The following is a 12,419-nucleotide window of genomic DNA, read 5'->3' as shown; positions in this document are numbered from 1 at the left end:
TTCAATGACTCTCGGCCAGTCCATCCGGCCCCAGCGTCAGCACGCGGCCAACCTTGGTCGCCAGCGCGTGGTCGTGGGTGACGATGATCAGGCTGGTGCCCAGCGTGGCGTTCAGTTCCAGCATCAGCTGGAACACCGCGTCGGCGTTGCCGCGGTCCAGGTTGCCGGTAGGCTCGTCGGCCAGCAGGCAGTCCGGGTGCGTCACCAGTGCGCGGGCAATGGCGGCGCGCTGGCGCTCACCACCGGACAGCTCGCCCGGCTTGTGCTGCAAGCGCGCGCCCAGCCCGACCTGCTGCAGCATGGCCGTGGCCTGCGCCGCGGCCTCGTGCCGCGGCAGGCGGCGGATCAGCAACGGCATCATCACGTTTTCCAGTGCGGTGAATTCTGGCAGCAGGTGGTGAAACTGGTAGACGAAGCCCAGATGCTGGTTGCGCAGCACGCCCAGCGTCTTCTCGTTCATGCCGGCCAGCGGCTGCCCCATCAGGCGGACATCGCCGCCGCTGGGGGTATCCAGCCCGCCCAGCAGATGCAGCAGCGTGCTCTTGCCACTGCCGGAGGCGCCGACAATCGCCAGCCGCTCGCCGCGGCCAACGGTGAGGTCGATGCCGCGCAGCACTTCCACATCCAGCTCGCCTTCGCGGTAACGCCGCGACAGCTGGCGGCAGGACAATACTTCATCATTCATAGCGCAATGCCTCCGCCGGGCGGGTGCGCGCCGCGCGCCAGCTGGGGTACAGCGTGGCCAGCAGCGACAGCAACAGGGAAATCACCGCAATGGTGGTGACATCGGCCGGCAGCACTTCCACCGGCAGGAAATCGATCATGTAGACATCGCTGGACAACAGCCGTGCGCCGATGATCCGTTCAATGGTCTGCTGCACCGTGCCCAGATTGAAAGCCAGCAGCAGGCCACCGGCGACGCCGGCCAGCGTGCCCATCACCCCGGCCACCGAACCCTGGATCACGAAGATTTTCATGATGCTGGCCGGGCTGGCGCCCAGGGTGCGCAGGATGGCGATGTCGGCCTGCTTGTCGGTCACCACCATCACCAGCGTGGACACCAGATTGAAAGCCGCCACCGCCACGATCAGCGTCAGGATGATGAACATCATGCGTTTTTCAATCTGCACCGCACGGAAGTAATTGGCGTTCATGTCGGTCCAGTCGGTGGCCACCTGGTTGGCCGCCAGCTGACTGGCCAGCGTCGCCTTGAGCTGCGGCGCCAGCATCGGGTCGTCCAGCTTCAGCCGCACGCCGGACACATCCTGCCCCAGGCGGAACAGCACCTGCGCATCGCGCAGCGACACCATTGCCAGCGTGGCGTCGTACTCGAACATGCCGGCCTTGAAGATGCCGCTGACGGTGAACTGCTTCAGGCGCGGCATCATGCCGGCCGGGGTAACATTGCCCTGCGGCGTGATCAGCGTCACCTTGTCGCCCACTTCCACCCCCAGCGCCCGCGCCAGCTCCACCCCCAGCACGATGTTGAAGCCACCGGGCTGCAGCGATTCCAGCTTGCCGCGCAGCATCTGCTTGCCCAGCGTCACCACCCGGCCTTCAGCGACAGGATCAATGCCGCGCACCAGCGTGCCGCGCACATTGCCGCCACTGGACAACAGGCCCTGGGCGCTGACATAGGGCGCCGCCGCCACCACGTGCGGCTGCCGCACCAGGGTGGCGGCCAACGGTTGCCAACCACCGATACGGCCGTCGTAGCTGGATACTTCCAGATGCGACACCACCGACAGCATGCGACCGCGGATTTCCTGCTGGAAGCCGTTCATCACCGACAGCACCACGATCAGCGCCGCCACGCCCAGCGCGATACCGATCACCGACAGCAGGGAGATAAAGGAAATAAACCCGTTGCGACGGCGGGCGCGCAAATAGCGCAGGCCGATGAAAGCCTCGAAATTGAAGGGCATGGGCAGCATCAGCCTTGGTAGGGGTTTTCCAGCCGCTGCATCAGCGACACCAGGAAGCTGCGCACCTGCTGTTCGTCGCACCCCATCAGAATGGCGTCTTCAAATGCGTCCTGCGCCATCTGCGCCAGTTCTTCCATGTTTTCGGTCATCACCTTCACCTTCTCGGTGCAGGAGACCACACTGCCATCGCTGGCGTGCCAGATCGGCAATTCCAAATTCATACTTCACCTTGCAAATGTCGATGCCCGCGACAGCGGGCATCCGGTCTGATCCTCGTCGCGGCGGCCAGGCGGCCGCGACGGTGCTGCCATCAATTACTGCGCTTGCGCAGCGGCCGCTTTTTCTTGCTGACCGGCTCGCTGCTCTTGCTGCGCGCCTTCTTGCTACCGGCCTCGCTCTTGCTGTTCCGGCTCTTGCCCTTGATGCTGCGCTTGTCGGCCTTGTCGCTAGTCTTGCCCGCGCTCTTGCCACTGACCTTGGCCGGCGCCGCGCCACTCTGGCGCTTGCTGGCCACCACCGGCGCCTCGGCGTTGTCGGCGGCGGCAACCTGCGCACCACGCGCCACGCGGCGCGCGCCATTGTAGCGGCTGACCCAGTAGCTCTGGCTCATATTGGCCACTTCAACGTTCTTGCCGGTGCGCGGCGAATGGATGAACTTGTTGTTGCCCAGGAAAATGCCCACATGCGAATAACGGAAGCCGCGGGTGTTGAAGAAGACCAGATCCCCCGGCTTGAGTTCATCCTGCGCCACTTCGCGGCCAACCTGTGCCATGCCGGCGGCGGTGCGCGGCAGGTTCACATGCAGGGATTTCTTGAACACGTACTGGATAAAGCCAGAGCAGTCCAGGCCGGTTTCCGGGTTGCTGCCGCCAAACCGGTAGGCCACGCCCAGCAGGCTCATCGCCTGCAACAGCAAATCGCCTGCAGCCTCTTCGCCCGGGCTGGAAAAGCGGGCGATGGGGTCGGCGTTTTCATCGGCCGTGCGGCTGTCTGCGCTTCTATCCGGCGCGGCATGGGCCAGCGCCATGCAAGCGGCCAGCACGCAGGCCAGCAAGTAATGATGAAATTTCATAGCTTATAAGGACAAGCTTCCGCGCAGCCGGTTCGAACGCTGCCGCAATTCCGGTGCACGGGGGCTGGCTGATTTTGAACAAAACGACCAGCACAATACCATCTCGTGCCGTGACGACCAAGCTGCAATCACACCGGCGCGGCCCACGCTGGCGTGCGCTATTGTGAAGCCGCGGTGAATCTTCGATACTTGTTTGCCATTTTTTGCCACCCCCGCGCCGCCAGGTGCCTGCCCAGATCGGTTCTGCCATGCTCAGAGAAACGCTGATAGCCATGCGTGACCTGCCCCGCCTGAAGGAAATCAGCGGCATTCTGTTTCGTCACGGCCTAGGCGAGTTCGCCCAGCGGCTGCGGCTGCCGCGCGCGGTGGAAAAGGCCGGCCAGTGGCTGAACATCCCGTTTCCCGATCCGGCCAACGCCATCCCGACCCCAATACGCCTGCGCAAGGCGTTCGAGGAGCTGGGGCCGACCTTCATCAAGCTGGGACAGATTCTGTCCACCCGCGTCGACATGTTCGGCCCGGAGTGGATTATCGAATTCGAAAAGCTGCAGAGCACAGTACCGCCGATTCCCGATGAGCAGCTGGCCGCCACGCTGAAGCAGGCACTGGGCGCAGTGCCAGAAGACATCTTCGCCGAGTTCGACCACACCCCGATCGGCTCCGCCTCCATCGCCCAGGTGCACCGCGCGGTGCTGAAGGACGGCACCGTGGTGGCAGTGAAACTGCGCCGCCCCGGCATCGTGGAAAAAGTGGATGCCGACCTGCGCATCCTGGAACACCTGGCGCACTTGATCGAACTGGAGTTTCCCGATGCGCGCCGCTTCCAGCCGTCCGAGATCGTGGTGCAGTTTGCGCGTTCGCTACGCCGCGAGCTGGATCTGGCGGTGGAAGCGCGCAACATGGAGCGCTTCGCCAAGGACTTCGCCGGCGATGCACACGTGCGCGTGCCGCGCGTGCACTGGGACTACACCAAGCCGGCAGTCAACGTGCAGGACTTCGTCGACGGGCTGCCGGCCACCCCGGTAGAGGCACTGGCCGCCGCCGGCCTCAACCCGCCGCTACTGGCCAAGCGTGGCGCCGACGCGGTGCTGAAGATGATCCTGCTCAACGGCTTCTTCCACGCCGACCCACATCCGGGCAATGTGTTCTTCCTGGCGGACAACATTATCGCCTTCATCGACTTCGGCATGGTTGGCCGCCTGTCGCACAAGCGCCGCGACGAGATCGTTGACCTGCTGGCGGCGCTGTCGGAGCGCGACGAGCGCGGCATGATGAACGTGCTGCTGGAATGGACCGGCAGCACACCGGTGGACGAGGAGCAGTTTGCCGAGGACATCGGCGAGATGCTGTTCCAGTACGACCACGTGCCACTGAAAAACCTCAACATGTCGCAGCTGATCAACGACATCATGGCGCTGATCCGCGACCACGGCATCGTGCTGCCGCCGGACATGGCGATGCTGTTCAAGGCGCTGCTGACGCTGGAGGGCCTCGGCCGCCAGCTGGATCCGGACTTCCAGCTGGTGGAGCACCTGGCGCCATTCGTGCGCCAGCTGATCTTGGCGCGCTACGACCCGCGCAACTTCCTGATGCGCAGCAAGCAGACGCTGCGCGAGGGCTTTGCCATGATCGCCGACCTGCCGCGCGACATCATCCGCATCGGCAAGGACATCCGCCACGGCAAGTTCCGCATCAACCTCGACCTCAAGCGCCTGGAGCAGTTCGGCCATCAGCTGGACAAGAGCGTCAACCGACTAACCATGGGCATCGTCACCGGCTGCCTGATCATCGGCTCCTCTATCGTGATGACAGTCAAAGGTGGCCCTACCCTGTTCGGCCTGCCGTTTTTCGGTTTCCTCGGCTTCATGGCGGCGTTCTTCAACAGCATGTGGCTGATCTGGTCGATCTGGCGCGCCGGCAAGAATATATGACCGCTGCTCCGTGCCAGCGGCATAGCCACGCCAGCGGACTAGCGACGGGCTAGGCCCACTCCCGAACCGCACCCTGCGAATACCGACCGACCCGGGCCAGTCGTGTCTTGCAACCTCGACTGTTGCGCCGCCGCTTCCGCACAAAATATTAATGCGAACAATTCTTGATTAGATTTAAACATCTGGCTACCATGCAGTCATTCATCTCGTCAGGACAACACCATGAATGCAATGCTGGTCGGCGCCGATACCCTGGGCAACATCCCGGGCGTACTCGATTCTTTCGGCATCAACATCCACAAGCACCTGAGCGGCCGCAACAGCTCGCACCAGCGCAAGCTGGATCGCCTGCCGGCCGGCACCGAGCTGTTGATCCTGTTTACCGATTTTCTGGGCCATAACGTGATGAAGCACTTTCGCGAGCTGGCCAACGAGGAGAAGGTGAAATTCATCGCCTGCCGCCGCTCGGTGTGCTCGCTGAAGCAATCGCTGGAATGCGTGGGCTTCGCCGAACGCTGCGCCAGCTGTCCCAATGCCTGCGCCGCACGGCAAGGCAAGCGCAAGCACTAGCAGCCGCCACACCAACGACAAGGGCAAGCCGCATGGCTTGCCCTTGCTGCTTGCGGCCAACCTTGCCGCTAGCGCTGCCGCCCCTGCCGTATACCCAGGCGCAGTTGCTGCATCTGCTGGCGAAAATGGCGGCAATTGCGGCACAACAGCAGATGCATCGATAGCTGCAGTTGCTCCGCCCGGCTCAATGGCCGGTCCATGGCGGTGGAAATCAGGCGGCTGGCCTGCCGGCAATTCATCATGTGGCCTCCCGCTGGAACCAGCGTGTTTCCAGACATTCGCGCAGGCTCAGCCGGGCGCGGTACAGCATCACCGAACAGTTGGTCGCGCTGATGCCCAGATTCTGACAGATATCAGCGATATCCATGTCCATCACCTCGCGCATGGCAAACACCATGGCGGTACGCTTGGGCATTACCTGCGCACACTGCTGGTACACCTGCCAGAACTGCTGCGCCAGCAGGCTCTCCTCCGGCGCCCCCCAGGCGCGTACCGCGTGCGCCCAATGGCCACTGCCGTCGAACACGGCATCCAGATCGGCCAGATCCAGATCCTCGCCCAGATCGACAGTGCACTCACGCGACTGCCGCCGCACCACGTCCACCAGCTTGAAGCGCAGGATGGAGGTGAGCCAGGTACGCAGGCTGGCGGCGCCGGCAAAACGCGCGCGCCCCTGCAATGCGGCCAACAGTGTGTCCTGCACCGCGTCCTCCGCCGCCGCCGCATCCTGCAGCTGGGCGCGGGCGTAGCGCAGCAAATAGGGGCGCTCGGCTTCGATATCGGCGTCGGATGGAGTCATGGCATCAGCGGCGAATGCAGTAGTCGACGGCTTCGGACAGGCGGTCCACGCCGATGATTTCCAGCCCGTCGATGGGCTGGCGCGGCGCATTGGCCGCCGGCACGATGGCGCGGGTAAAGCCCAGCTTGGCGGCTTCCTTCAACCGCTCCTGGCCGCGCGCCACCGGGCGCACCTCGCCGGATAGCCCCACCTCGCCGAACACCACCAGTTTTTCCGGCAGCGGCTTGTTGCGCTGCGAGGACACCATGGACAGGATCACCGCCAGATCGGCGGCCGGCTCCATGATCTTCACCCCGCCCACCGCGTTGAGGAACACGTCCTGGTCGAAGCAAGCCACGCTGGCGTGGCGGTGCAGCACCGCCAGCAGCATCGCCAGCCGGTTCTGTTCCAGCCCCACGGTCAGCCGCTTGGGCTGGAAGCCGTGCGCATCGTCCACCAGCGCCTGGATTTCCACCAACAGCGGGCGGCTGCCCTCCTGCGTCACCAGCACGCAGGAGCCGGACACGTCGTCGCGGTAGCTGGACAAGAAGATCGCCGACGGATTGGACACGCCGCGCAGGCCGCGATCGGTCATCGCGAACACGCCCAGCTCGTTGGCCGCACCGAAACGGTTCTTGATGGCGCGGATCATGCGGTGGCTGGAATGGCTGTCGCCCTCGAAATACAGCACCGTGTCGACGATGTGCTCCAGCACACGCGGGCCGGCGATCGAGCCTTCCTTGGTGACATGCCCCACCAGGATGATGGTGGTGCCGCTCTGCTTGGCTAGACGGGTGAGCTGTGCCGCGCACTCGCGCACCTGCGACACCGAACCGGGAGCGGAAGTCACCTGGTCGGAGTACAGCGTCTGGATAGAGTCGATCACCGCCACGTCCGGACGCTCCTGCAGCAGGGTGGCGATGATCGCCTCCAGCCGGATCTCCGACAGCAGCCGCACGCGGGCGGCATCCACCGCCAGCCGCGAGGCGCGCAGTGCGATCTGCTGCGGCGATTCCTCGCCGGACACGTACAGCACCTTGCGGTTGCCGCCCATGGTAGCCAGCGCCTGCAACAGCAACGTGGATTTGCCGATGCCGGGGTCGCCGCCCAGCAGTACCACCGCACCGCGCACGATGCCGCCACCCAGCACGCGGTCCAGTTCGTCGATGCCGCTAGATTCGCGCGGCACCTCGGTGGCCTGTACCTCGGCCAGCACCTGTACCGGCTGCGTCTGCGCCGTCCAACTCTGATAGCGCGGGTTGGCCGCCGCCGGGGCGGCCACGGTTTCGCTCAGGCTGTTCCAGGCGCCGCAATGCGGACACTGGCCCTGCCATTTGGGCGAACTGCCACCGCACTCACCACACTGGTAAATCGTTTTGTTTTTTGCCATGAAAGTCAGTGCGCCCCGGCAGGCTTGGCCGGCGGGGCTTTGGCAGCAGGCTGGCTGCTGTTGATGTCGTTGAGGATGTTCAGCAGGCGGTTGTCGCGCGTCAGCTGCTCATCCTTGGGCTTGGGCGGCAGCCGCGATTTTTCATCGCCGCGCACGGTAGACAGGATCGAATCGATCAACGGGTCATTCTTGGCCATTGCCTCGGCCTCGGCATTGCTCAACGGCTTGCGCACCGGCGGCACCGCGCGTATCGCCACCGTCGGAACCGAGGCGATAGGCAGCGGTGCTACTGCGTGACTACTTTTTTTTTGAGCCGGAGCCTCGCTGTGGCCGCTGGATGATGCTGCCGCCACCGGCGCCGAGGATTCCGGCACCAGCTCCGGTGCGGGCTGCATGGTCTCCAGCTTGTTCTTGGCCATGTACTCCTGCATTTCGCGCCAGCCGGCGTAAATCTGGGCCTTGTCGGCCTCCGGATTGCGGCTGTAGCACTCCTCCAGCGAGCGCCCGGTCTGGCGGCAAGACGCCCCGATCGCCTTGTTGGATTCGGCTGCCAGCCCACTGATGTTCATGACCCAGTTACACCCGGTCAGGAGCAGCAGTGCCGGCAACAGCAGATATGCCCGCATCGTTCGTCCTTATTCCTTGTTGCGCAAGTCCAGCTCGATGATTTCACCGCTGCGACCGCGACTGGCGGCACCCAGCCAGTACAGCATGTGCGGCATCAGATCGACCAGATCACCGCGCTCGCTCTTGGCTTCGCCCGGGTGGGTACGGTTGCGGAACGGCGAATTCACCGCCCCCGGCACCAGCAGGTTCACGCGCAGATTGGGATACACGTCCCATTCCGACGCCGCCACCTGCATCAGGTAGTTGAGACCGGCCTTGGAGGCGCCAAACGCCCCCCAGAACGGGCCGGCTTTCTGGCCGTGGGTTTCGCCCACGAACAGCACGCTGGCGTCGTCCGCCGCCTTCAGCAGCGGCAGGCAGGCGCGGGTCAGTGCAAACGGCGCCACGGTGTTGATGCGGTACTGGTTCATCCATTCGTCGATGCGCTGGTCCGACAGCGGCGACAGCGCGAAGAAATGCGCGGCGCAATGCACGATGCCATCCAGACGGCCCACCGCATGCTTGATCTGGTAGGCCAGGGTATTGAAGGCGTCGTCGGTGGCTTCCAGCAAATCCAGCGGAATGGCCACCGGCTCCGGCGAGCCCTGCGCCACAATCTCGTCGTACACCTTTTCCAGCCCGCGCACGCTGCGCGCCAGCAGTACCACGGTAGCACCATGCTTGGCCGCCGCCAGTGCGGTATCACGGCCAATGCCCTGCGTGGCGCCGGTCACCAGAATCACGCGGCCGGCCAGATAGTTATCGTCAAAAGTTTGCATCATGTTCTTGTTGTCCAGTCCTGCATAAGGGCATGGGCGGCGGCTATGCCACTGCGTACCGCTCCTTCGAGGGTAGCCGGGTAGTCGGCACATAGCCAGTCGCCCGCCAGATAGCCCGATTTTACGGGAAGTCGCACATCGGGGCGCGGCAACGCAACGTTGGCCGCAAAGGTGGCACGCCGTTCGGTAATCACCCGCCCGGCCAGCAGCGGCGGCAAGTCCGGCAGCGCGCGGCGCAATTCCGCCGTGCACTGCGCCACCAGCTCATCGTGCGGCAGCGACTCGTGCGCCCCTGCGGCACTGATCACCACCGACACCAGCCCCACCTCGCCGCTTAACGCCTCACGGTCGAACCACCACTGCCCCAGCCCCTGCGCCTGCCCAGTCATCACCGCCGGCAACGCTACCCGGCCGGCGAACTGCAGGTATACGGTGCTTATCGGCTGGTATTGCCATGCCTTGAGCAAGTTTGTCAGCGCCGGATCATCCATCAGTCGTAAAGCGTGATAGGGCGCGGTGGCGACGATGATGGCATCGAAGCGCTCGCCGTCGACCGTACCTGCCGGCAGGTCCAGCGCGGCGACGCGCTGTCCCAGGCGGATGTCGGCGCCGCGTGCGGCCAACCATTGCAGGGCCGGGTCGGCAAACAGTGCCCCCAGATTGACGCGCGGCAGCAGCAGCCGGCTATCCGCGCCGCGCGGCGAGCCCAGGCTGTCGCGCAGCACATTGGCCAGCAACTGCATGGAAGCCTGCGCCGGCGGCGTGTTGAGCGTGGCCAGGATCAGCGGCGCCCAGAAGCACTGCAACAGCCGCTCGCTCTGCCCGTGCTGTTGCAGCCAGCGTTGCGCGGCGACATCCTGCCCGACTTGCCAGCCTTTCGCCCTGAGCCAGGTCAACAGCCGCAACATGGCCAGCTTGTCGCGCCAGCGCAGCCCCTTTGCAGACAGCAAGCCGGCCAGCAGATGCCACGGCGCCGGCCAATCCGGGCATTGCATGCGAATGCCATCCACCTGTTGCCAGCCCAGCGGCTGTGCGGCCAACGTTTGTTGCGGATCGACCCCCACCTTGCGCATCAGCCGCAGGCTGTCGTGGTAGGCACCGATCAGGATGTGCTGGCCGTTATCCAGCGTCATGCCGCTCAGCGCCACCGCGCGCGCGCGGCCGCCGGCCACGCGGCCGGCCTCGAACACGGTAAGATTGGCCGCATCCGCCAGCTCGATGGCGGCCGCCAGGCCAGCCCAGCCGGCGCCGATGATGGCAACGCGCGGGGTCACGGCTTGTAGCCGAAGTTCCAGGTTTTCCACGCCAGCCAGATCTTGCGCCCCGGCGACAGCGACAGCCGCTGGTTCAGCACCTTGCCCGGGCCATCCAGCGCGATTTCGTCCAGTGTGGCGCGGTAGATCGCCGCCATCACCAAGCCGATGCGCTGCGCCTTGCGGTCTGCCGCCGGCAGCAGCTGCCAGGCCTTGCGGTAGTGCTCGTGCGCCCGCGCGATCTGAAACTGCATCAGCTCGGCAAACTGCGGCGATTCCTGATAGGCCAGAATATCCGCCGCCGGCACGCCAAAGCGCTGCAGGTCTTCCACCGGCAGGTACAGCCGACCACGGCGCGCGTCTTCACCCACGTCGCGGATGATATTGGTGAGCTGGAACGCCAGCCCCAGCTCATGTGCGTACTTCAATGTGGCGCGGTCGCTGTAGCCAAAAATCTGCGCCGACAATTGCCCTACCACCCCGGCGACGCGGTGGCAGTACAGCTGCAGGTCGGCAAAGCGGTTGTAGCGCGGCACGTCCAGATCCATCTGCATGCCGTCGATGATCTCGGCCAGCCACTCCTGCGGCAGGTCGAACGCGGCCACATGCGGCTGCAGCGCACGCATCACCGGGTGCGTCGGCGAGCCGGCGTACAGTGCGGCCAACTCGCTGCGCCACCACGCCAGCGTAGTGCGTGCCACGTTGTCGTCGTGAATCTCGTCCACCACGTCGTCCACCTCGCGGCAGAAGGCATACAGCGCCACCATGGCATCGCGCCTGTCCTTTGGCAGGTAGCGAAAGCTGGCGTAAAAGCTGGAGCCGCTCTTGGCGGCCTTGTCTTCACAGTATTGCTGCGGGGTCACGCCCGTCTCCCTTTTTTGGCATATGGCGCCCACAGCGCCTTGCCGATAATCACCGGCCAGTCTTTCCAGCCCAGTACCGGGCGCTGGCTGAATACATCGCCGCGCGCATCGTGAATCTTTTTCAGAATGCGCTCGCCACCCAGCACGATCATGCGCAGTTCCAGGCCAAAGCGGCCCTTGAGCTTGAGCGCCAGCGGCGAGCCGGCCTGCAGCATGGCCAGCGCACGCTTGACTTCTTTGTCCATCAGCATCGGCCACACCCCGCCGCCATCGCCGCGCGCAATCTGCTGTTCGCTGATGCGGAACTTGGCCAGATCGTCCTGCGGGATGTACACCCGGCCCTTCTGCCAGTCGATGGCCACGTCCTGCCAGAAGTTGATCAGCTGCAATGCGGTGCAGATGCCGTCCGACATCGCCTGGCTGCGGCTATCGTGCTCTCCATACAGCGCCAGCATCAGCCGCCCCACCGGGTTGGCCGAACGGCGGCAGTAGTCCACCAGCTCGGCAAAGTTCTGGTAACGGGTTTTTTCTACGTCCTGGCTGAAGGCGGACAGCAGATCGTAAAACGGCTGCAGCGGCAGCTGCCGTTCGGCGATGACACCCGCCAGCGCCTGCATCAGCGGTATTTGCGGCGGCGTGCCAGCGCCAATGCGGTCCAGCTCGTCGCGCAGCGCCTGCAATGCGGCCAACCTTTCTGCCGGCGCCGCATCGCCTTCGTCGGCGATATCGTCGGCATGGCGTGCAAAGCGGTAGATCACGTGCACCGCCTTGCGCATGCGTCGCGGCAGCGCCAGTGAGCCTACCGGAAAGTTTTCGTAGTGATCGACCGCCATCGGCGCCCATCCATCTGCATTGGCAAACGCGCATTATATGCGAAGCACCCGGCACGCCCCTGTCTGCTTGCAAAATTAATGCTTGACGCTAACAGCGACGCCGACTAAACTGCGCTCCGCGTTGAGAGACGCAGCCTCTGTGGGGGTATAGCTCAGCTGGGAGAGCGCTTGCATGGCATGCAAGAGGTCAGCGGTTCGATCCCGCTTACCTCCACCACGAACACTCAGAAAAATCCGACTTCGGTCGGATTTTTTTGTCCCCATCGTCTAGAGGCCTAGGACACCGCCCTTTCACGGCGATAACCGGGGTTCGACTCCCCGTGGGGACGCCAGTATCAGAAAAAGCCACCGCAAGGTGGCTTTTTGCTTTTCTGCCTCCCACAGCAAAAAACCTCGCGTGCCCATGATGCAGACCCGCA

At 64.4% G+C, this 12,419-nt stretch carries 14 protein-coding genes and 2 tRNA genes; 4 read left to right on the top strand and 12 right to left on the bottom strand.

The window, feature by feature from the left end; genetic code table 11:
* Nucleotide 1 precedes the first annotated feature (1 nt).
* From lolD to ABNW52_RS06535, 4 genes are all read right to left on the bottom strand, one after another.
* The gene (gene lolD, locus ABNW52_RS06550) at nucleotides 2-685 is read right to left on the bottom strand and encodes a lipoprotein-releasing ABC transporter ATP-binding protein LolD (protein ID WP_349585608.1); all 684 of its coding nucleotides are present in this window, start codon (nucleotides 683-685) and stop codon (nucleotides 2-4) included.
* The gene (locus tag ABNW52_RS06545; RefSeq protein WP_349585607.1) at nucleotides 678-1,925 is read right to left on the bottom strand and encodes a lipoprotein-releasing ABC transporter permease subunit; all 1,248 of its coding nucleotides are present in this window, start codon (nucleotides 1,923-1,925) and stop codon (nucleotides 678-680) included. The genes lolD and ABNW52_RS06545 overlap by 8 nt, the downstream gene beginning before the upstream one ends.
* A gap of 8 nt (nucleotides 1,926-1,933) precedes the next feature.
* Nucleotides 1,934-2,146, bottom strand: coding sequence for a hypothetical protein (locus ABNW52_RS06540; protein ID WP_349585605.1), 213 nt, complete (start codon nucleotides 2,144-2,146; stop codon nucleotides 1,934-1,936).
* An 89-nt stretch (nucleotides 2,147-2,235) separates the two neighbouring features.
* Nucleotides 2,236-2,997, bottom strand: coding sequence for an NlpC/P60 family protein (locus ABNW52_RS06535; RefSeq protein ID WP_349585603.1), 762 nt, complete (start codon nucleotides 2,995-2,997; stop codon nucleotides 2,236-2,238).
* Between the two features lie 272 nt (nucleotides 2,998-3,269).
* Between ABNW52_RS06535 and ABNW52_RS06530 the strand changes: the two genes are divergently transcribed.
* On the top strand, nucleotides 3,270-4,928 hold the full coding sequence (locus ABNW52_RS06530) for an ABC1 kinase family protein (protein ID WP_349585601.1): 1,659 nt from the start codon (nucleotides 3,270-3,272) through the stop codon (nucleotides 4,926-4,928).
* A gap of 222 nt (nucleotides 4,929-5,150) precedes the next feature.
* Nucleotides 5,151-5,498 (top strand): DUF2325 domain-containing protein, encoded by a 348-nt coding sequence (locus ABNW52_RS06525; RefSeq protein WP_349585599.1) that lies wholly within the window; start codon nucleotides 5,151-5,153, stop codon nucleotides 5,496-5,498.
* A gap of 68 nt (nucleotides 5,499-5,566) precedes the next feature.
* Here ABNW52_RS06525 and ABNW52_RS06520 read toward each other — a convergent pair whose 3' ends face one another.
* The 8 genes from ABNW52_RS06520 to hpnC all read right to left on the bottom strand — a co-directional run bounded on the left by ABNW52_RS06520 (nucleotide 5,567) and on the right by hpnC (nucleotide 12,000).
* Nucleotides 5,567-5,740, bottom strand: a complete 174-nt coding sequence (locus tag ABNW52_RS06520) for an anti-sigma factor family protein (protein WP_349585598.1) — start codon at nucleotides 5,738-5,740, stop codon at nucleotides 5,567-5,569.
* A complete protein-coding gene (locus ABNW52_RS06515; protein ID WP_349585596.1) occupies nucleotides 5,737-6,297 on the bottom strand; it encodes a sigma-70 family RNA polymerase sigma factor in 561 nt (186 codons plus the stop codon). The genes ABNW52_RS06520 and ABNW52_RS06515 overlap by 4 nt, the downstream gene beginning before the upstream one ends.
* A gap of 4 nt (nucleotides 6,298-6,301) precedes the next feature.
* Nucleotides 6,302-7,666: a DNA repair protein RadA gene (gene radA / locus ABNW52_RS06510; RefSeq protein ID WP_349585594.1), complete on the bottom strand. Its 1,365-nt coding sequence runs from the start codon at nucleotides 7,664-7,666 to the stop codon at nucleotides 6,302-6,304.
* Nucleotides 7,667-7,671: 5 nt separating this feature from the next.
* Nucleotides 7,672-8,235, bottom strand: coding sequence for a hypothetical protein (locus tag ABNW52_RS06505; protein ID WP_349585592.1), 564 nt, complete (start codon nucleotides 8,233-8,235; stop codon nucleotides 7,672-7,674).
* A gap of 66 nt (nucleotides 8,236-8,301) precedes the next feature.
* Nucleotides 8,302-9,054: an SDR family oxidoreductase gene (locus tag ABNW52_RS06500; protein WP_349585590.1), complete on the bottom strand. Its 753-nt coding sequence runs from the start codon at nucleotides 9,052-9,054 to the stop codon at nucleotides 8,302-8,304.
* Nucleotides 9,051-10,325 carry a hydroxysqualene dehydroxylase HpnE gene (gene hpnE / locus ABNW52_RS06495; RefSeq protein WP_349585588.1) on the bottom strand — a complete coding sequence of 425 codons (1,275 nt, stop codon included), beginning with the start codon at nucleotides 10,323-10,325 and terminating at the stop codon, nucleotides 9,051-9,053. The genes ABNW52_RS06500 and hpnE overlap by 4 nt, the downstream gene beginning before the upstream one ends.
* The gene (gene hpnD / locus ABNW52_RS06490) at nucleotides 10,322-11,167 is read right to left on the bottom strand and encodes a presqualene diphosphate synthase HpnD (protein ID WP_349585586.1); all 846 of its coding nucleotides are present in this window, start codon (nucleotides 11,165-11,167) and stop codon (nucleotides 10,322-10,324) included. The genes hpnE and hpnD overlap by 4 nt, the downstream gene beginning before the upstream one ends.
* Nucleotides 11,164-12,000 carry a squalene synthase HpnC gene (gene hpnC / locus ABNW52_RS06485; protein WP_349585584.1) on the bottom strand — a complete coding sequence of 279 codons (837 nt, stop codon included), beginning with the start codon at nucleotides 11,998-12,000 and terminating at the stop codon, nucleotides 11,164-11,166. Before hpnC ends, hpnD begins: the two co-directional genes overlap by 4 nt.
* Nucleotides 12,001-12,141: 141 nt before the next feature.
* On the opposite strand from hpnC, the gene ABNW52_RS06480 reads away from it, so the two are divergent.
* Nucleotides 12,142-12,217: transfer RNA gene (locus ABNW52_RS06480), tRNA-Ala, on the top strand.
* 39 nt (nucleotides 12,218-12,256) lie between these two features.
* Nucleotides 12,257-12,332: transfer RNA gene (locus ABNW52_RS06475), tRNA-Glu, on the top strand.
* The last annotated feature ends 87 nt before the right edge of the window (nucleotides 12,333-12,419 follow it).

The organism is Vogesella oryzagri, assembly GCF_040148885.1.
Taxonomy (GTDB): Bacteria; Pseudomonadota; Gammaproteobacteria; order Burkholderiales; family Chromobacteriaceae; genus Vogesella; species Vogesella oryzagri.
The sequence above is the reverse complement of the archived record's forward strand: the minus strand, read 5'-3'. Positions and strand labels throughout refer to the sequence as shown.

What these genes read in the sequence shown, in the direction of transcription:
- ABNW52_RS06515 (WP_349585596.1), bottom strand. Translation starts at nt 6,297, where the DNA reads ATGACTCCATCCGACGCCGATATCGAAGCCGAGCGCCCCTATTTGCTG.
- ABNW52_RS06500 (WP_349585590.1), bottom strand. Translation starts at nt 9,054, where the DNA reads ATGATGCAAACTTTTGACGATAACTATCTGGCCGGCCGCGTGATTCTG.
- radA (WP_349585594.1), bottom strand. Translation starts at nt 7,666, where the DNA reads ATGGCAAAAAACAAAACGATTTACCAGTGTGGTGAGTGCGGTGGCAGT.
- ABNW52_RS06540 (WP_349585605.1), bottom strand. Translation starts at nt 2,146, where the DNA reads ATGAATTTGGAATTGCCGATCTGGCACGCCAGCGATGGCAGTGTGGTC.
- lolD (WP_349585608.1), bottom strand. Translation starts at nt 685, where the DNA reads ATGAATGATGAAGTATTGTCCTGCCGCCAGCTGTCGCGGCGTTACCGC.
- ABNW52_RS06530 (WP_349585601.1), top strand. Translation starts at nt 3,270, where the DNA reads ATGCGTGACCTGCCCCGCCTGAAGGAAATCAGCGGCATTCTGTTTCGT.
- ABNW52_RS06520 (WP_349585598.1), bottom strand. Translation starts at nt 5,740, where the DNA reads ATGATGAATTGCCGGCAGGCCAGCCGCCTGATTTCCACCGCCATGGAC.
- ABNW52_RS06525 (WP_349585599.1), top strand. Translation starts at nt 5,151, where the DNA reads ATGAATGCAATGCTGGTCGGCGCCGATACCCTGGGCAACATCCCGGGC.
- ABNW52_RS06545 (WP_349585607.1), bottom strand. Translation starts at nt 1,925, where the DNA reads ATGCCCTTCAATTTCGAGGCTTTCATCGGCCTGCGCTATTTGCGCGCC.
- hpnC (WP_349585584.1), bottom strand. Translation starts at nt 12,000, where the DNA reads ATGGCGGTCGATCACTACGAAAACTTTCCGGTAGGCTCACTGGCGCTG.
- ABNW52_RS06535 (WP_349585603.1), bottom strand. Translation starts at nt 2,997, where the DNA reads ATGAAATTTCATCATTACTTGCTGGCCTGCGTGCTGGCCGCTTGCATG.
- ABNW52_RS06505 (WP_349585592.1), bottom strand. Translation starts at nt 8,235, where the DNA reads ATGAACATCAGTGGGCTGGCAGCCGAATCCAACAAGGCGATCGGGGCG.